Origin of the sequence: Cognaticolwellia beringensis (assembly GCF_002076895.1) — a bacterium.
GTDB classification, from domain to species: Bacteria; Pseudomonadota; Gammaproteobacteria; order Enterobacterales; family Alteromonadaceae; genus Cognaticolwellia; species Cognaticolwellia beringensis.
On the sequence record NZ_CP020465.1, the window covers coordinates 3,051,124 to 3,068,846 of the forward strand.

A 17,723-nucleotide genomic window follows, 5' to 3' on the forward strand; every position below is an offset into this window, starting at 1 on the left:
TCGAATTCTAGCCAACAATTTTTTGCCTCTTAACGAGGCGTTGGTATGTTTCTGGAGATTTCAGATGAAATTAGATATCGATTATATTTCTTCTTTACTCAATGCCTTTATTGAAGCTGATTCTGCCCACATCGATTACAACTATTGGATCAGTTCTGGTGTGCAAGTCGAATCATTAGATAACCCCGGAAAGTTTGACGAAAAATTTATATTTCATGCACAATTGCTTCTAGAAAATAGTTTAATAAGCAACAGAAATTTTGAATCTCGTACCTTAAAAGACATTGGTATTAGTTTTAGTAAAAACTCTGATGTAGTAATTTCGGTTCCAATTAGACTTACTCAAAAAGGTCATGACTTTTGTTCCGCGTTAAGGAATAAAGAGGTTTTAACTAAGTTAAAATCAGAGTTGAAAGATGCTCCGTTCAAAGTACTTTTTGACGGTAGTCAAAAGCTAATTCAGCACTTTGCTAAAAAGAAACTTGATGATTTATTAGCTTAAACGTATAAGTTGCTCAACAGGACTAAAACAGTTTGCCCATTAGCAAAGCGTTATACGCTCAATTGAGCTAGGAGATAAAATTGAAACCGGTATGTATTTTTTGTGGTAAACCACCGCAAAACAAGAATAAAGAGCATATCTTCCCTCAGTGGCTCCTAAAGCTCACAGGCTATGATCAGAAAGAATCATCTGTTGGCAGTAATTGGAAAACAGGTGAAGAAATTGTATTTAATACAAAATCTTATACATTTCCCTCCTGTACGTCGTGTAATGATAAATTTGGGAAGATTGAAGCACAGGTTAAGCCAATTTTTGATAAGTTAATGTCAGATGAAAATGTGGGAACTTCAGAGTTAGAGCTTTTATTAGATTGGTTTGACAAGGTCAGAATTAGCGCTTGGCTTGGTGTAAAATACATGAATAAAGATGTATTTGGGCTTGACTCTCACTACTATGTTAACTCTCGTGTAGGTTTGAAAGATAGGTATTTATCTATCACAAATACATATAAAGAAGAAAAAGAGCTAAATTGGTCCGGTGTCAATACCATTGCTTTCATGATGAGTCCAACTGCGTTTAGCTTGCGGGTCAATAATTTGGTTTTTGTGAATTGTTCTTCCGATTTTGTTGTTTCAAAACAACTTGGTTTTCCTTATGTTGACTGTGAAATTCCAACACCAAATAAAAAATCTACAGATATGAAGTTTGCAATGCCTACGAAGCAAACTGAGAAAGAAATGTTTAAAACTAGAACCTACTCACCAAAAATTGAAATTGCTCAACCAATATATAAAGTAACTAATGGAGATCTAACGGAGTATTATGACCATGATTACATAAGAGAAAATTCTTATGAAAATGGAGTAGGTAAAATCTTTGTATCTCACGGTGATGGATTTGTACCCGTCGAGCGAGATGCAGTAGTCAGTTTCGCTCCACCGAATCCTAAACCTAAATTCGGTCACATAGAAGTAGTGCGCCCAATACTAGAGTTACAAATTGAACTTGTATTAAGTAAAACTCGGAACCTCATAAATCTTTCGTTAAGCCAAAAAAGAGATGAAATGAAAAGCAAAAAAATGATAATTGATTCCTTAGTTGAAACAATGAAACAGTATCGTTATTAGAGCGTACAAGGTATTTAAACGGAACTAAAATAGTGGGTTACGCTTCGCTTCGCTTCGCTACACATTTTAACCTACTATTTTGAGTCCGCTTAATGCGGCGTTATCGATACAAAAACTAGTCTGAATTCAATTCTAGCCAGTAAGTGCTAATGACCGCTTTGTGGCATTTAACGACATTTTAGTGATATTGTTTAAGAAATAAATTTATAAATAAAACGCTACACATATGCTACAAATGACATGCTTAACTTATTGGTATCTTATTTAACTATTTGATTTTAAATTATTAAATTGCTTTGATAGAAGTCATTAACAGGGCGTTAGGTTAAAATCTAAAAATAGAGTTTTATTTATACGGACAATAAAAAGTTAGTTTTAAATTATGAAAAAGTCTGCTGCTCCGACAGCGGTTGTTGACATATATAATTATTCGATTTGCTTTTAGTGCTCATAAGGTATTGTTATACATTCATATTGATAGACTACAAAACTACAAATATGTAGCCTAAAATACAAAATGTAAGTAATTAACTGCTAAATTTTAACTTCTGCTGATATTTTGATAATAATCATTACTAATTTGTTTTAAGGAGATTGCCAAGCCCATAACTGAAAAGTGTCTGATTAAATATAAGCTACTACAACTAAGAATGTTTCATATAAGGAATTAGGGTGTATTTTAACCAATAAAAAGATTACGAAGTGTTTCTTAATCAAGCAAGTTAGAAATCGTTCCAAATCCTTTTGCAGATTTGAGAATAAAATCGCTCCATTCGTTGAGAATCTTTCTTCTAGCTTCGATATATTCTGCATGATTATAAGCTTCTCTTACCTCATCTCTTTCTTTGTGCGCTAAACAAACTTCGATGAGCTCTTTACGGTGCCTTTTAACTATAGGTATCATTTTATCTGTATTCTCATTTAAGTATGTACTCGCAATTGACCGCATTCCATGAGCAACTAGGACACCTTTAAAGCCGTTTCTTTTCAGAGCAGTGTTGGCGGTTGAAGAACTCATATGTTTCTTCGGATCTTTGCTGCTTGGAAATACCAAATCATTACAACCTGAAATACTTTTCATAAACTGTAAAATCTTTAGCACAGGTTCAGTCAGAGGAATTGTATGGTCTTTTTTCATTTTCATTATTTTGGCTGGGATTTTCCACACTCTTTCGCTAAAATCAATATGATTCCATTGTGCAGAGACTGCTTCAATTGGTCGTGTCATTGTATGTAGCTGAAACTCGATCAAGGCTCGTGTTTTTCTTTGAATATTAGCATATGCTAATGCTTTTATTAATGTTGGGAGCTCAGTAGGGCGGATAGTAGGGTAATGCACATCTTTCGAAGATTCGAAAACCTTACTAATTTTTTGAGCAGGGTTATATTTAATTTTTCCACAGTTAACGGCGTAGTCCATTACTTCGTTAATCCTCTGACATACTCTGGAGAGTTGTTCTAAAGTGCCCTTATTAGACATTGGTCTTAATGCTTCAATAAAATCTAAAGCTTCCAGTACATTTATAGGTTTTTTCCCCACATAAGGAAAAACATGAAGTATTAATGAATCTTTTATTGCTTCTGCATGATTCTGGGAAACTTTTTTGCTTTTTACTTTATCAATAAATTCATTTGCGATTTTTGCAAATGTGTTTGAATGTTCATAAGCTTTTGCTTGTAATTCCTTTTCACGTTCAAATTGTGGATCCAAACCAGAAGTTAATAATCGATGTGCAGATGAGGTCATTTCTCTGGCTTTTGATAAAGTTAGCGCAGGGTAATGCCCAAAGGTTATAAATTTACGGTCACCCTTAATAGGATGTTTATATCTAAAACGCCAAATTCTTGAACCAGTTGCTTGGATATGCATCTGTAACCCTGAACCATCATATAGAACTTTTTCTTTCTTCCCATCTTGAACTTTTGTGTTTCGAATTTCTGTGTCAGATATTGGGATTGTTCTTCTAGGCATTTAGGCATATCCATATTTTAAAATTAAAATCATATGCCTAATCATATGCCCAAAACATGCAACTAATCAATAACCATTGCAACAAACTACAACAATGAAAAACAATAAAGGCCGCTACTAGAGCGACCTTTATAATATTTTGCAATTTATCGAAACACATTGCAACATCAAATTGGTGGAGCGGGGGGGAATCGAACCCCCGTCCGAAAAGCCTACATCCTCGGTACTACATGCTTAGTCGATTTTTTATTTAACCAATTGGACGCCAACCGACAGGCTTCGTCATGGTGAGCTTAATACTATTTCGCGGTTCAGCCTTAAGCGTGCTTCCCTCGCTATCCTATTTGGGGTGACCATCGATCCTCTAAACAATAGGAGAATTTTTGAGGCGATGGCTAGCCTAAGCGGCTAGTGCGAACGTTTCGTCGTTTGCAATTATAGTTTTGCGGCTTTTTACCAGGCAAACCGCCCCTGGGCATGCACCTTGGGTTTCATGAATCTCGTCGAATCCTAGATCCGCCCCAAAGCTTTACTCTTTTTCTATAAGCTATATTAGCCTATGTGGTGCATTGTACAACGCTTAGTTTAAATAGACAACGTGGTATTTTTTAACCAGTTACCTGTCTAAGTTTTTATTTTTCATTAAACGGCCTTTATCAACCGCCCACTCACGGTCTTTTATGTCAGCGCGTTTATCGTGATCTTTTTTACCTTTACCTAAATGAAACTCTAATTTTACCCAACACGCTTTCCAATACATTGCTGTGGCAATTAAAGAATAGCCATCGCGCTCTACAGAAGCCGTGATTTTTTCTAACTCTCTGCGGTTTAATAGTAGTTTTCGGTCACGATTAGGATCACATACTACGTGGCTAGAAGCAGCATTAAGCGGCATGATTTCAGCGCCAAGTAAATAGGCTTCACCTTCTTTAATGTGCACGTAGCAGTCAGATATATTGACTTTGCCGCTGCGTATACTTTTAATTTCCCAACCCTGTAAGCTCATGCCACCTTCAAACTTATCAGTTAAGGTGTAGTTATGACGCGCTTTTTTATTTAGAGCAATGGTATTGCTGCTTGATGATTTCTTTTTCTTTGCCATTATATTTCCATTCTTTTTACTACCAAAAATAGCAATCGCCAACATTATACGGAGAATCGTTGTTATTTAAATGGCTTATTTATCATTTTTCACTTTAATGCGTTTTTATAAGACATTTGTTATGATAACGCCCTTGAGAATTGGAGGGCGAATGCCGAACATAAGCCGTAGTGCATTAGTGATGCACAGTGTAGATGATATGTATAATTTAATTAATGATGTGCTTGCCTACCCAAAATTTCTACCTGATTGTAGCGATAGTAAAATAATTGCTCAAGATGATATGGGTATGACAGCCGCGTTATTAGTCTCTAAAGGCGGCCTGAAAAAATGGTTTACCACGCAAAACGTGTTAATTAGTAATCAAGAGATTAAAATGAGCTTGGTTGACGGGCCTTTTAAGTACCTTGTTGGCGGCTGGAAATTAAAAGCATTATCAGATGATGCCTGTAAGATTGAGTTAACTTTAGATTATGAATTTTCTAATAAAATGTTTGATTTAGCCTTTGGTAGGGTATTTAATAATTTAGCGAATAATATGGTGCAAGCCTTTACCCAGCGAGCAAAAGAAGTTTACGGTTAGTAGCAGTAGCAACGCATTAAAAGAGTTTACAAAAACATGAGCGAACAGGTTATGAGTGAAGAGAGTAGTGTGCAAGAGCAATTTTCCATTGAGGTGGTTTATGGCACACCCACGCGACAGGAAATTATTAGCTGTACTGTTGAGCCAAATACTACAATAGAGCAAGCTATTTTAGCTTCGGGCATCATTGATGAGTTTCCTGAAATAGATTTAACGGTTAATAATGTTGGTATATGGAATCGCGTGGCTAAATTGACCGATTTAATAAAAGACTTAGATCGTATCGAAGTTTACCGTCCGTTGCTTGCCGACCCGAAAGAAGTGCGTAAACGCCGAGCAGAAAAAGCAAAAGAAGAAGGCCGTGCTGATAAAGTTACCGGTGGTCGGGTTGACCCACGTCGAAGTAAGGCTAATGAAGCTTGATCTGTTACCTTGACTAAATTTATGAAGGTTTTATTTTCATTTTATAAAGCATTAGAAACAAAAAAGCATGCCATAGAGACATGCTTTTCATTTCAAAAAAACTAATGTTTAGTTAACCATTAAGTTAATCGTTTAGTTAACCATTGGCACGTGATAGCTTTCTGGTAATTCAAAATCACCTTTGGCATCAACAACTTTGTTGTCATTAAACGTGATGGTAAATTGTTTTTTTGCGTCAAAGTCTGTGCTTTTACCTGATTTGAAACGATAAACATAATGCCAAATATCTTCATTAAACGCATCTTCAACAACAGGGCTACCTAATACAAACTTAACTTGTTCTTTTGTCATACCAATTTGAAGTTTGTCGATATCTTTTTGCTCTAAATAGTTTCCTTGTGGAATATCTATACGATAAACCCAACTAGAACAGGCAGAAACAGACAAGGCGATTACAATAGCTAATACTCGAAACAACATGGTAATTATATTTATCCTTTATAGTTTGAACGGGGATAATAGCGAAGCGGGCTGACAGATACAAAATAATTTTTAGTTTATTTTACTCGCTTGCTGTGGCTTGCTTTATCCGGCCAGTAATTCTTGTGCGTTTGCCAGGCTATTTTCGGTAATTTTATCACCTGCTAATAAACGGGCAATTTCTTGGACGCGGCCATTGCTAGAAAGTTCCGTCACGGTTGTTTCTGTATGCTCACCATCAGTTAACTTAGCGACAAATAACTGTTGATGACCTTTACTCGCGACTTGGGGTAAATGCGTTACACAAATAACTTGGGTGTTTTTCGCTAGCTGTTTCAGTTTCGTACCTACCATTGCAGCAGTAGGCCCGCTGATGCCGACATCTACTTCATCGAATATCAGCGTAGGAGTAACAATTTTGTCAGCTAAAATAACTTGCATAGCTAGACTAATTCTTGACAACTCACCACCTGAGGCAACTTTATTCATGGCCTCCAGAGCTTGGCCAGGGTTTAAACTTGCTAAGTAACTCACCGTGTCGCTGCCGTTTACTGATAAATGTTCATTTTTATCTTGGCAAATATCAATAAAAAACTTCCCATGCTGCATGTTAAGTTCACCCATGCTTTTGGTGATCATTTTACTGAGTTTAGTCGCCGCTTTCTTTCTTGAGTCAGACAAGGTTAGTGCCGCGTGCTGGTATTTTTGTTTTGCAGTTTCGATATCGTCATTAATTTGCGTTAAGCGTGTTTCGTCAGAGCTAAATAGTTGTAACTCTTGCAATAGCTGTTGATGAAAACTGGCTAACGCGTCAGGCGAAATTTGATGCTTTTTAGCGAGTAACACAGCGGTTGAGTAACGCTCTTCTATTAATGTGTAGGCTTGTGGGTCTAGCTCTAAGCTTTCGTAGTAATGCTTAAGTTCTTGGCTTGCGTCTTCTACTTGAATTAATGCTTCGTTAAGTTGCTCTGCAATGGCTTTTAATGCTGGATCGTAATTGCCCAATGCGGCAATTTGCTCAGCACTGTGTTGTAAACTGTCGACGACATTAAATTGTTCATTTTCAGATAACAGCTGCACAGCGACTAAAGTTTCACTTAAAATGTGTTGACCATTACTTTGGCGTTTATAGTCCGTTTCTAAGGTTTCAAATTCGTCAATTTGTAATGAAAACTCGTCTAATTCATTAACTTGATACTGTAATAACTGCTGTTTAGCTTCACGTTGAAGTTTGCTTTCTTGTAATATCTTTGCTTCTTGGGTTAGTTCCCGCCATTGATGATAATAATATTTTACTTCATCTAATAGGTGTTGGTGACTGGCATAAGCGTCAAGAATATTACGTTGTTCGGTGGCTTTAACAATCAGCTGATGGTCGTGTTGACCATGAATGTTGATCAGTAATTGGCCTATTTCTTTTAGTTGTGCTAAAGGAACTTGGCTACCATTTATATAAGCTTTTGATCGACCTTCAGCAGAAATTACCCGGCGAAGAATACATTCGTTATCGAGCAACATGTCATTCTTTTTTAGCCAGTTTTTGGCGTGTTTGTTCTTAGTTGTATCAAAGGTAGCCGCTAATTCAGCTTTAGCGCAATTAGGTCGAACAACATTAGTTACGGCTCTGTCGCCTAGGCAAAGTCCTAGGGCGTCGATAGCAATAGATTTACCTGCACCGGTTTCGCCGGTAATGGTGGTCATGCCTTGCTGCCAATCAATATCGAGTGAACGCACGATGGCAAAATTTTGAATGTTGAGATGTAATAACATAGTCATTCCTAGTACCGTTATATAAATGCTCAACCCAATGATGAGCGTAAAATAACGACCTTTGATTACAAAAAAACCAGATACTGTTAATTTATACAGTATCTGGTTTTTATTCAAGCTATGTTTACAATTTTATTTATATTTGGCTATTTTATCGGGCGCTGATTTACGCAATGTTAGTAGAGTTTATTACCCCAACTTAGTTTATTTCTTAGGACATTAAAGTAGTTATGATCAAGTGGGTGTATTAAGCGTAGGGTAAATTCACTTTTTTTGATGATAACTTCATCACCGGGCATAACAGCTAAAATAACATGGCCGTCGCAGCTAACCTGCAAGTTCTCATAGTTTTCATTCGCTAATTTCAGTTTAATTTCACTATTGCCGTCAACCACAATTGGCCGACTAGATAGGGTATGAGGAAACATGGGCACTAGCGAAAGCGCGTTTAAATTAGGTGTTAATATTGGGCCGCCCGCTGACATTGAGTAAGCCGTTGAACCCGTAGGGGTTGACACTATTAGCCCGTCAGAACGCTGGCTAAACATAAAGCTGCCATCGATATAAACTTCAAATTCGATCATGTTGGCGACTTTCCCCGCATGCAATACAGCTTCGTTTACTGCACTATTAGAGCTTTTAAGTTTACCGTGGCGATAAACTTCGGCTTCAATAATAAAGCGTTGCTCAGCACGTGACTCGCCTTTTAAAATAGCTTCAAGTGGGGTAATTAAATCGTCAGGAGATAAGTCAGTTAGAAAGCCTAAATTACCGCGGTTAACACCGATTACGCCAATGTTATAACAAGCTAAAACTCTTGCGGCACCAAGCATATAACCGTCACCACCAATAACTATAGCTAGATCGGCTTGATCGCCAATATTGGTCAGTGAGGCCATGTTTACATTGTCAATATTAACGGTTTGTGCCACTGAATTTTCTACCAGCACTTTATAACCTTGCTGAGACAAATATTGATGTAATGTTTCTATAGTGGAACTGGCACCTTCATGATGAGGTTTGCCAATTAAGCCAATGGTGTTGTATAAATTACTCATACGGTGCTTATAAATATGTAATATAATTAAGGACTATCAGCAGTTTCGCGCTATTTTACTCGCTTGTAAAGTTGACTTTTTTCTAAATGATTTACTTTTGTGCTTGAATCATAAAAACAAGCCCCCATAATTAGCGTTATCAGTTTTACCTATTTTGAATTTTTAGACCTACTTTGGAGTTTTTCATGGCCAACGAGTCAACAGAGAATAAAAGTGCTGAAGAAATTGCAGCAGACGCATTAGCCGCTGAAATTATTGAGCATGCAGAAGAGCAAGTTGAAGTACAACTTGACGCTGCAGCAGAAAATATCAGTGCTGAACAAGAAAAAATAAACGCGCTTGAATTAGCCTTAGCTACTGCTAAAGCTACGGTTGCTGACCAAAAAGATTCGGTAATTCGTGCAAAAGCAGAAGTCGACAATGTTCGTCGACGTGCCGCACAAGACGTTGAAAAAGCACGTAAGTTTGCTTTAGAAAAGTTTGCTGCTGAAATGTTAACTACGGTTGATAATTTAGAGCGCGCGTTGCAAAGCATCGATAAAGATGACGAGCGTAATACTGCGATCATTGAAGGTATTGAGTTAACGCATCAAGGTTTACTGACCTCGTTAGAGAAGTTTTCGATTAAATCGATTGATCCTCAAGATCAACCATTTAATCCTGAATTGCATCAAGCGATGTCAATGCAAGAAGTTGAAGGTGTCGCGCCTAATACCGTTATTGCGGTGATGCAGAAAGGTTATGAGTTAAACGGTCGTTTAATTCGCCCTGCAATGGTAATGGTGTCAAAAGCCAAGCCTAGTGTTGATACCACCGCATAATTCTATTATCCGCTAGTTTGCCATAAGAAGAACCAGACAAATGTCTGGTTTTTTTATATGCGGGATAGGTTCTTTTTCGCCTGTATCAGTTTTCAACAGTTATAGGTTGGAATTGAGTCCATCAAATTAATTAAATTTAATCATTTTTTGATATTGCTTATCAATACAACAGACCGCTACTGTAAGTTTTTTAATCTATTTGTTTTTATCGCCTATCGCCTATCGCTTATAGATAGATTGACCCCTGTATATAGATTGACAGACTGAAGTCCGACCTACAAAAAAATTACCTAGCGTTACATAATCGCCCAACGTTACATTTATACTTACTAAAATAATTCCTCTTATTTGTTTCATTTTTTGTGGTTAAGGTAAGAGAAAAGAAGTTTTGATAACGCCATCAATCTACTATTTGCAATTAATTATTATTTTCTTAATGTTTTTTCTAAACTATTATTCTGAGCAATCATCGTGCAGCGCTTTACTTGCTTTGGTATAAATAGCAAATGCTTAATGGTCTTTAATAAAGAGCAGAACAAAAATAATTAATATTTTTTAATTTATTTCGATAAAAATAGTTGAAAAGACTTTTTCCTGCCCCCACTAACTGTTCATCAAAAGATTTAATCTTTATTTTTATTAAATATGTATTCGGAGATCCTCAAGATGGGCAAAATTATTGGTATTGATCTAGGGACAACAAACTCTTGTGTTGCTGTTCTAGATGGTGGTAAAGCACGTGTAATTGAAAATGCAGAAGGCGATCGTACAACTCCTTCAATCATTGCTTACACAGAAGAAGGCGAGACCTTAGTTGGACAACCTGCTAAACGTCAGTCTGTAACTAACCCAAAAAATACATTATTCGCTATTAAGCGTTTAATCGGCCGTCGTTTTGAAGATGAAGAAGTTCAACGCGATATTAAAATTATGCCATTTGGTATTGTTAAAGCTGACAACGGTGATGCTTGGGTTACGGCGCGTGATAAAAATATCGCACCACCACAAGTTTCTGCTGAAGTTTTAGCAAAAATGAAAAAAACAGCCGAAGATTACTTGGGCGAAAAAGTGACTGAAGCTGTTATTACGGTTCCTGCTTACTTTAACGATGCACAACGTCAAGCAACTAAAGATGCGGGTCGTATTGCTGGTCTTGATGTTAAACGTATCATCAACGAGCCAACAGCTGCTGCACTTGCTTACGGCATGGACAAGCAAGAAGGCGATAAAGTTGTTGCTGTATACGATTTAGGTGGTGGTACATTTGATATCTCTATCATCGAAATTGATGAAGTTGAAGGCGAGCACACGTTTGAAGTACTTGCGACAAACGGCGATACTCACTTAGGTGGTGAAGATTTTGATAACCGTTTAATCAACTACTTAGTTGCTGAATTCAAGAAAGATCAAGGCATGGACTTAACGCAAGATCCATTAGCCATGCAACGTTTGAAAGAAGCGGCAGAAAAAGCGAAATGTGAGCTTTCTTCAGCACAACAAACAGACGTTAACTTGCCATACATTACTGCTGACGGTTCAGGCCCTAAGCACATGAACATCAAAGTAACGCGTGCTAAATTAGAATCTCTAGTTGAAGATATGGTTAAAGCTACTTTAGGTCCGCTTAAGCAAGCACTTAAAGATGCAGACCTTTCAATTAGCGACATTAACGACGTAATCATGGTTGGTGGTCAAACACGTATGCCTATGGTACAAAAAGTTGTTACTGAATTCTTTGGTAAAGAGCCACGTAAAGATGTTAACCCTGATGAAGCTGTAGCTGCAGGTGCTGCGATTCAAGCCGGTGTACTTTCTGGTGATGTAACTGACGTACTATTATTAGACGTTACTCCATTATCATTAGGTATTGAGACTATGGGCGGCGTGATGACGAAAGTTATCGATAAAAACACCACTATCCCAACTAAACAGTCTCAAACATTCTCAACAGCTGATGATAACCAAGCGGCTGTAACGGTACATGTTATGCAAGGTGAGCGTAAGCAAGCTTCTGCAAACAAATCTCTTGGCCAATTTAATCTTGAAGGTATTGCCCCAGCACAACGTGGTACGCCACAAATCGAAGTAACTTTCGATTTAGATGCTGATGGTATTTTGCACGTAACGGCTAAAGATAAGAACACTGGTAAAGAGCAAAAAATTACCATTAAAGCCTCTTCTGGTTTATCAGATGAAGAAGTAGAGCAAATGGTACGTGACGCTGAAGCAAATGCTGACGAAGATGCGAAATTTGAAGAACTAGTTCAAGCTCGTAACCAAGCTGATGGCATGGTTCACGCAACACGTAAGCAAATTGAAGAAGCAGGCGACGATTTACCAAGCGAAGACAAAGAGAAAATTGAAGCGGCATTAGCTGAGCTTGAAGTTGCGCTTAAAGGCGAAAGCAAAGAAGAAATCGATGCTAAGTCTCAAGCGGTTATCGAAGCTTCTGCTAAGTTAATGGAAATTGCTCAAGCCAAAGCGCAAGCACAAAGTGGCGCACCTGAAGGCGAAGCTCCAGAAGCTGATGCATCAGGCGGTGACGATGTAGTTGACGCTGAGTTTGAAGAAGTTAAGGACGACAAATAGTCAGTCCTATAGCTTGTCGCTAGTTAGCCCCATTGCGGCGTTGGTTGTGCTCACCTAGTAAACTAGGCTCCGCGCAACCGCCTTGCAATGAAACTAACTAGCTTAAAGCTAAATGACTTTAGTCTGTTGCTAAGTTCAAACAAATTAAAGCGTCGATAATTATCGGCGCTTTACTATGTTAAAGCAGTAACGAAAGCCTAATTATTAACGATGGTAATTTGCTTAGATTTTTAAGGTGTTAAAGAGAACTCATACCGCGTCTAAGAAAGAAGTTAAACAAATTAGTATCCATAAATTTGAAGTAAAGAAATAAAACCTATGTCAAAACGCGATTATTATGAAGTGCTAGGTGTATCAAAAGATGCAGCTGAGCGCGATATCAAAAAAGCTTACAAACGTTTAGCAATGAAGTATCACCCGGATAGAACACAAGGTGATAAATCTAAAGAAGAACAGTTTAAAGAAGTTAAAGAAGCTTATGAAATATTAAACGATGATCAAAAGCGCGCGGCGTATGATCAATATGGCCATGCGGCGTTTGAGCAAGGCGGTCATGGTGGCGGCGGCGGCTTTGGCGGCGGACAAGACTTTGGCGATGCCTTCGGTGATATTTTTGGAGATATTTTCGGTGGCGGTGGTCGCGGACGTGGTGGTCAATCGCGCCAACGTCGTGGTTCAGATTTACGCTATAACCTTGACCTGAGTCTTGAAGAAGCGGTTAAAGGTAAAACCTTAGAAATTAAAGTACCAACTTTTGTTAGTTGTGATCCTTGTGATGGCAGTGGCGCTAAAAAAGGCACCAGTGCTAAAACGTGTTCAACGTGTCACGGTCATGGCCAAGTACAAATGCGTCAAGGCTTGTTTGCTGTTCAGCAAACGTGTCCAACGTGTTCTGGTCAAGGTAAGGTTATTTCAGACCCTTGTACTTCATGTCGCGGTAAAGGGCGTGTAGAGAAGAATAAAACCCTATCAGTTAAAATTCCACCGGGTGTTGATACGGGCGATAGAATTCGTTTATCTGGTGAAGGTGAAGCAGGTGAACATGGCGCGCCAGCGGGTGACTTATATGTGCAAGCGAATGTTCGCGACCATAAAATATTTGTTCGCGATGAAAACCACTTATATTGTGAAGTGCCTATCAGCTTCACAACTGCGGCTTTAGGTGGCGACATTGAAGTGCCAACACTTGAAGGCAAAGTTAAGCTGAAAATACCGAAAGAAACTCAAACAGGCAAAATGTTCCGTTTGCGTGGCAAAGGGGTGAAATCAGTTCGCAGCCATTCAGTAGGCGACTTAATGTGTAAAGTTGTGATTGAAACACCGGTAAGTTTATCGGGTGATCAAGCGGACTTATTACGCCAGTTAGAAGAAAAGATGGGTAAAAGCACCAGTAAGCATAGCCCGAAAGAAACCGGTTTCTTTGACGGTGTGAAAAAATTCTTCGATGATCTTAAAAGCTAAGTCAGTTTAAGAATACGTAAACACTAAAATCCCGCACATGTTGCGGGATTTTTATGTTCAGGCCTTTCCTAGCCATCTCGGTAATTGTTCCTGCATTTCAGTCTTTGAATCTTCAGATTTATCCGTGTGAATATCGTCTTTTTAATTAATCCATTTGATTTTGATTATTCTGATATAGTTAACTCGCCTTGATAATTTACCGTGAAGAGAGTGACATTGATGAGAGTTTTATTTTTTTTCCTGCTAATTGCCTCAGTGAGTTTCTTCAGTGTAGCTGAGTCAACTCCTGAAGAGCTACCACCGCTCGACCCTGCTTATGTAGGTGTTCATGGGATGGTATTGCTGAATAAATCTTCTGGTATTTTTGCTTATAACTTATCGCGGTATCAAAAACCTCACGATGTGCAATTGTTGTATAAACTCGATGTCAAAAATATCGCGTTAGTGCAGTTAGTTCGTGATAATGAAATGGTCACTATTAAGCCTAATGCTTTTAATTTACAGCGTTTGATGCGAGGTGAAAAAGTTGCGCTTGAAGCTGATGTTTATTTAGGGCACTTTGAACGCGATGGCATGTTGGTTTACGAGAACATGACCTTAAACTTTGCAGAGCAATTGTATATGCGCAAGCTCGATGATATTAAACCATCAAGTAATCAGCAGGAATATGATGTTGTAACTTATCGAAAAAATAATAAAATTTATATTCATCGTCTGCAACAAGCACCCAGTTATGACCACGTAATTCAAATAGACTTAAGTGCGGGTTGTTTGACCAAATTCAATACCGCATCTCCGGTCCCTAAACGTAACGAATTACAATATAAGTTTTATAACTGCGGCACAATGAAACCGCTATATTATGAGACGGAAAATTTTGTAAAAAATTAATATGATTACGAGGTTAATTAGTAAAAAAGAGCTGTAAATACAGCTCTTTTTAGTTTTATAAACTCGAGTTTATTCTTCATCAAAAATCGGTAATACACCGCTACGGCTATGTTCAAAAATAAGTGACGTTTCAACGGTGGTGACTTCTTCACGAGAAGTAATAGCGTTGAATACAAATTGACGTAAGTGTTCACTATCTTTTACCGACATATGAATAAAATAGTCATAACTACCCCCCATATGATACAAGCTCACTATTTCAGGTAGTTTAAGTAAGTCGTCTCTGAGCTTATTCACAATTAATTCTGAGTAAGGTTGTAACTTAATGGCTGCTATGGCTTCAATGTTTCCGCCAATACTTTTGAAGTTAATATCAATGAACGCATTATTTATTACACCATTGATTTTCATTCGTTTTACGCGCTCTAAACACGTTGATGGAGCAATACCAATTTGTGAAGCTAACTCTTTATTGGTGATATCAGCGTCCTTATAGAGTAGTGTCAGAATACGTAAATCTATTTCATCAAGTTTTTTCATTGCTACTTTTTGCCTCTGCGGAATATCACTTAGTTATTTTTTTCTAGTAAATGCTACACTTATTAAATGCCATATTACCAGTTAAAACATATTAAAAATGAATTAATATCGATATATTTGCATATTTTCGAATTATTGCCGTTTTATTCGTTATTTAATTTAAAGGCTTTTACATAATAATACATTTGTATATTTGTAAAAAAATATATTGTGACATATTATGTCGCATCGAAAATAAATAATGAGAACAAATGATTATTAAAAGTGTAAACGATTTCTTAAAGCTTGAAGCTGCCAGTGGCATTATTTTAATGTTTGCTGCTGTCGCGGCCATGATTATCGCCAACTCACCGTTTATGATTTATTACGACATGCTGTTGAATATTCCGGTTCAAGTTTCTGTTGGTACTTTCGAAATAGCTAAACCCTTATTACTGTGGATAAATGACGGCTTAATGGCACTATTCTTCTTCCTGGTAGGTTTAGAGCTTAAACGCGAATTTCTTGAAGGCGATTTATCGCAACCAGGGCAAGTAACATTGCCTGCTATAGGTGCTTTAGGCGGAATGTTAATACCGGCTTTATGTTATGTCGCTTTTAATTATAATGATCCCGATGCGATCAACGGCTGGGCAATCCCAACGGCAACCGATATTGCTTTTGCCTTAGGTATATTGTCTATCATAGGTAGCAAAGTACCATTGCAACTTAAGGTATTTTTAACCTCGCTAGCTATATTTGACGATTTAGGCGCGATTATCGTTATAGCATTATTCTATACCGACCAACTTTCATTATTATCTTTAGTTTTTGCGGCTAGTATTTTAGCTATTTTATTTATGATGAATAAACGTGGTGTCACTAATACCGCACCTTATATCTTTTTAGGTATTGTACTGTGGATAGCGGTATTAAAGTCAGGCGTTCATGCTACATTAGCTGGCGTTGTATTAGCGTTCTTTATTCCTATCAATGGAAAGGAAGGCGAGCCTTCACCTTTAAAGTCTCTAGAAGATAATTTACATTCGTTAGTGGCCTTTATTGTTTTACCTGTATTTGCCTTTGCCAATGCAGGAATAAGTTTTGCTGGTATTGGTATGGAGCAAGTTATGGCACCCGTACCATTAGGCATTATCGCCGGCTTAGTTGTCGGGAAGCAGCTTGGCGTTTTTGGCTTTTGTTTTATTGCCATCAAGTTAGGTTGGGCAAAATTACCTACTAACGTAAATTGGCGTTTGCTTTATGGCGCGGCAATATTGTGTGGTGTCGGCTTTACTATGAGCTTATTTATTGGCTCTTTAGCGTTCGAACAAGGTAATGGCGCGAATCTAATTTTTCAAGACAGATTAGGTATAGTAATCGGCTCATTAATATCAGGTATTTTTGGCTACTTTATTATTAAAGGTGGAGTCAAAAATATTGAAGAAACTGACGAAATAACAAAAAATCCAAATAATACAAAATAATAAAGGAATAGTTATGAAAGTAGAAAAATTTAATATCCCCGTAAAATCTATCATTGTTGTTGCGGCGGTAGTGATCGCTGGCATTGGTTCTGTTTATACTGTCAATGAAGGCCATATAGGCATTGTAAAACGCTTTAGTGAAGCAAAAGAGCAGGTAAATCCTGGTTTGCATTTTAAAGTGCCTTTTATTGATAGCGTTGAAGAAATAGAAGTACGTACCCGTAAAAACGAGGAAAAAATGGCCTCAAGTACCAAAGAGCAAATGCCTGTAACTATTAGTGTAAGCGTAAACTGGACTGTGGATAAAACCGCAGCTTTAGAGTTGTTTCGGCAATATGGCGGTTTGTCTCAATTTGAGAACAGAATTTTAGATCCGCGTTTTAGAGCGGCAACTAAAGATGTTATACCTCAGTATGACGCAGAAAAGCTAATTCAAGATAGAGCCAGCGCCATTCAAGCGATTGAAGCTAACTTTATTGAAGAAATGAAGGGTTTTCCTGTTACGGTTGATAATATTCAGATTGAGAACATCAGTCTGCCGGCAAAGTACTTAACTTCCATTGAGACCAAGCAAACAGAGAAAAACTTAGCCGATGCTGAAAAGCATAAGTTAGCAAGACAAAATCTTGAAGCACAGCGTGATGTAAATACCGCCAAAGCAAAAGCTGATGGTATAAAGTTAGTGGCAATAGCAGAAGCAGAGTCTATTCGTATTAAAGGACTGGCAGAAGCAGAGGCGATTACGGCTAAAGCCAAGGCGCTAGGTGATAACCCGCTAATTGTTAAGTTAACTGAAGCGCAAAACTGGGATGGTAAATTACCCGCAACCGTTTTAGGTAGCAGTAATATGCCAATTCTAGATATGAGAACAACTAAAAATTAAATCATTGTTGGGCATAGCTATTCGGCTTTAATGTCTCAAATATTTTTAAAACGGC

The 17,723-nt window shown here is 37.7% G+C and carries 16 protein-coding genes and 1 other RNA gene; 10 read left to right on the forward strand and 7 right to left on the reverse strand.

Annotated features, from left to right (window positions below):
- The first annotated feature begins 64 nt into the window (after positions 1 to 64).
- Positions 65 to 502, forward strand: a complete 438-nt coding sequence (locus tag B5D82_RS12915; protein WP_081152073.1) for a DUF2513 domain-containing protein — start codon at positions 65 to 67, stop codon at positions 500 to 502.
- Between the two features lie 80 nt (positions 503 to 582).
- Positions 583 to 1,629: a hypothetical protein gene (locus B5D82_RS12920; protein WP_081152074.1), complete on the forward strand. Its 1,047-nt coding sequence runs from the start codon at positions 583 to 585 to the stop codon at positions 1,627 to 1,629.
- Between the two features lie 709 nt (positions 1,630 to 2,338).
- Here the strand turns inward: B5D82_RS12920 and B5D82_RS12925 are convergent.
- The 3 genes from B5D82_RS12925 to smpB form a co-directional block, all read right to left on the reverse strand.
- Positions 2,339 to 3,601 (reverse strand): tyrosine-type recombinase/integrase, encoded by a 1,263-nt coding sequence (locus B5D82_RS12925; RefSeq protein WP_081152076.1) that lies wholly within the window; start codon positions 3,599 to 3,601, stop codon positions 2,339 to 2,341.
- Between the two features lie 173 nt (positions 3,602 to 3,774).
- Positions 3,775 to 4,124: a transfer-messenger RNA gene (gene ssrA / locus B5D82_RS12930) on the reverse strand.
- Between the two features lie 93 nt (positions 4,125 to 4,217).
- A complete protein-coding gene (gene smpB / locus B5D82_RS12935) occupies positions 4,218 to 4,703 on the reverse strand; it encodes an SsrA-binding protein SmpB (protein WP_081152077.1) in 486 nt (161 codons plus the stop codon).
- 151 nt (positions 4,704 to 4,854) lie between these two features.
- On the opposite strand from smpB, the gene B5D82_RS12940 reads away from it, so the two are divergent.
- Both B5D82_RS12940 and B5D82_RS12945 read left to right on the forward strand, forming a co-directional pair.
- The gene (locus B5D82_RS12940; protein ID WP_081152079.1) at positions 4,855 to 5,286 is read left to right on the forward strand and encodes an SRPBCC family protein; all 432 of its coding nucleotides are present in this window, start codon (positions 4,855 to 4,857) and stop codon (positions 5,284 to 5,286) included.
- Between the two features lie 36 nt (positions 5,287 to 5,322).
- The gene (locus B5D82_RS12945; RefSeq protein WP_245807471.1) at positions 5,323 to 5,709 is read left to right on the forward strand and encodes an RnfH family protein; all 387 of its coding nucleotides are present in this window, start codon (positions 5,323 to 5,325) and stop codon (positions 5,707 to 5,709) included.
- A gap of 132 nt (positions 5,710 to 5,841) precedes the next feature.
- On the opposite strand, the gene B5D82_RS12950 is transcribed toward B5D82_RS12945, so the two are convergent.
- From B5D82_RS12950 to nadK, 3 genes are all read right to left on the reverse strand, one after another.
- Entirely contained in the window at positions 5,842 to 6,189 is a 348-nt protein-coding gene (locus B5D82_RS12950) for an outer membrane protein assembly factor BamE (RefSeq protein ID WP_081152080.1), read from the reverse strand.
- Positions 6,190 to 6,294: 105 nt separating this feature from the next.
- Positions 6,295 to 7,959: a DNA repair protein RecN gene (gene recN / locus B5D82_RS12955; protein ID WP_081152082.1), complete on the reverse strand. Its 1,665-nt coding sequence runs from the start codon at positions 7,957 to 7,959 to the stop codon at positions 6,295 to 6,297.
- A gap of 176 nt (positions 7,960 to 8,135) precedes the next feature.
- Entirely contained in the window at positions 8,136 to 9,017 is an 882-nt protein-coding gene (gene nadK, locus B5D82_RS12960; RefSeq protein WP_081152083.1) for an NAD(+) kinase, read from the reverse strand.
- Positions 9,018 to 9,202: 185 nt separating this feature from the next.
- Between nadK and grpE the strand changes: the two genes are divergently transcribed.
- From grpE to B5D82_RS12980, 4 genes are all read left to right on the forward strand, one after another.
- The gene (gene grpE, locus B5D82_RS12965; RefSeq protein WP_081152085.1) at positions 9,203 to 9,838 is read left to right on the forward strand and encodes a nucleotide exchange factor GrpE; all 636 of its coding nucleotides are present in this window, start codon (positions 9,203 to 9,205) and stop codon (positions 9,836 to 9,838) included.
- 666 nt (positions 9,839 to 10,504) lie between these two features.
- Entirely contained in the window at positions 10,505 to 12,427 is a 1,923-nt protein-coding gene (dnaK, locus tag B5D82_RS12970) for a molecular chaperone DnaK (protein WP_081152086.1), read from the forward strand.
- Positions 12,428 to 12,745: 318 nt separating this feature from the next.
- A complete protein-coding gene (gene dnaJ / locus B5D82_RS12975; RefSeq protein ID WP_081152088.1) occupies positions 12,746 to 13,888 on the forward strand; it encodes a molecular chaperone DnaJ in 1,143 nt (380 codons plus the stop codon).
- Positions 13,889 to 14,107: 219 nt separating this feature from the next.
- On the forward strand, positions 14,108 to 14,779 hold the full coding sequence (locus B5D82_RS12980; RefSeq protein ID WP_172820647.1) for a hypothetical protein: 672 nt from the start codon (positions 14,108 to 14,110) through the stop codon (positions 14,777 to 14,779).
- 69 nt (positions 14,780 to 14,848) lie between these two features.
- Here the strand turns inward: B5D82_RS12980 and B5D82_RS12985 are convergent, their stop codons facing one another.
- A complete protein-coding gene (locus B5D82_RS12985; protein WP_081152091.1) occupies positions 14,849 to 15,319 on the reverse strand; it encodes an Lrp/AsnC family transcriptional regulator in 471 nt (156 codons plus the stop codon).
- 251 nt (positions 15,320 to 15,570) lie between these two features.
- On the opposite strand from B5D82_RS12985, the gene nhaA reads away from it, so the two are divergent.
- Together nhaA and B5D82_RS12995 are read left to right on the forward strand one after the other, a co-directional pair.
- Positions 15,571 to 16,785 (forward strand): Na+/H+ antiporter NhaA, encoded by a 1,215-nt coding sequence (gene nhaA / locus B5D82_RS12990; RefSeq protein ID WP_094122805.1) that lies wholly within the window; start codon positions 15,571 to 15,573, stop codon positions 16,783 to 16,785.
- A gap of 13 nt (positions 16,786 to 16,798) precedes the next feature.
- Positions 16,799 to 17,668, forward strand: coding sequence for a prohibitin family protein (locus tag B5D82_RS12995; protein WP_081152092.1), 870 nt, complete (start codon positions 16,799 to 16,801; stop codon positions 17,666 to 17,668).
- Positions 17,669 to 17,723: the final 55 nt, after the last annotated feature.

Bases quoted from the DNA above. Each gene is read 5' to 3' on its own strand.
- B5D82_RS12985 (WP_081152091.1), bottom strand. From the start codon at position 15,319: ATGAAAAAACTTGATGAAATAGATTTACGTATTCTGACACTACTCTAT.
- nadK (WP_081152083.1), bottom strand. From the start codon at position 9,017: ATGAGTAATTTATACAACACCATTGGCTTAATTGGCAAACCTCATCAT.
- B5D82_RS12945 (WP_245807471.1), top strand. From the start codon at position 5,323: ATGAGCGAACAGGTTATGAGTGAAGAGAGTAGTGTGCAAGAGCAATTT.
- dnaJ (WP_081152088.1), top strand. From the start codon at position 12,746: ATGTCAAAACGCGATTATTATGAAGTGCTAGGTGTATCAAAAGATGCA.
- grpE (WP_081152085.1), top strand. From the start codon at position 9,203: ATGGCCAACGAGTCAACAGAGAATAAAAGTGCTGAAGAAATTGCAGCA.
- dnaK (WP_081152086.1), top strand. From the start codon at position 10,505: ATGGGCAAAATTATTGGTATTGATCTAGGGACAACAAACTCTTGTGTT.
- smpB (WP_081152077.1), bottom strand. From the start codon at position 4,703: ATGGCAAAGAAAAAGAAATCATCAAGCAGCAATACCATTGCTCTAAAT.
- B5D82_RS12915 (WP_081152073.1), top strand. From the start codon at position 65: ATGAAATTAGATATCGATTATATTTCTTCTTTACTCAATGCCTTTATT.
- recN (WP_081152082.1), bottom strand. From the start codon at position 7,959: ATGTTATTACATCTCAACATTCAAAATTTTGCCATCGTGCGTTCACTC.
- B5D82_RS12925 (WP_081152076.1), bottom strand. From the start codon at position 3,601: ATGCCTAGAAGAACAATCCCAATATCTGACACAGAAATTCGAAACACA.
- nhaA (WP_094122805.1), top strand. From the start codon at position 15,571: ATGATTATTAAAAGTGTAAACGATTTCTTAAAGCTTGAAGCTGCCAGT.
- B5D82_RS12980 (WP_172820647.1), top strand. From the start codon at position 14,108: ATGAGAGTTTTATTTTTTTTCCTGCTAATTGCCTCAGTGAGTTTCTTC.
- B5D82_RS12950 (WP_081152080.1), bottom strand. From the start codon at position 6,189: ATGTTGTTTCGAGTATTAGCTATTGTAATCGCCTTGTCTGTTTCTGCC.
- B5D82_RS12940 (WP_081152079.1), top strand. From the start codon at position 4,855: ATGCCGAACATAAGCCGTAGTGCATTAGTGATGCACAGTGTAGATGAT.
- B5D82_RS12995 (WP_081152092.1), top strand. From the start codon at position 16,799: ATGAAAGTAGAAAAATTTAATATCCCCGTAAAATCTATCATTGTTGTT.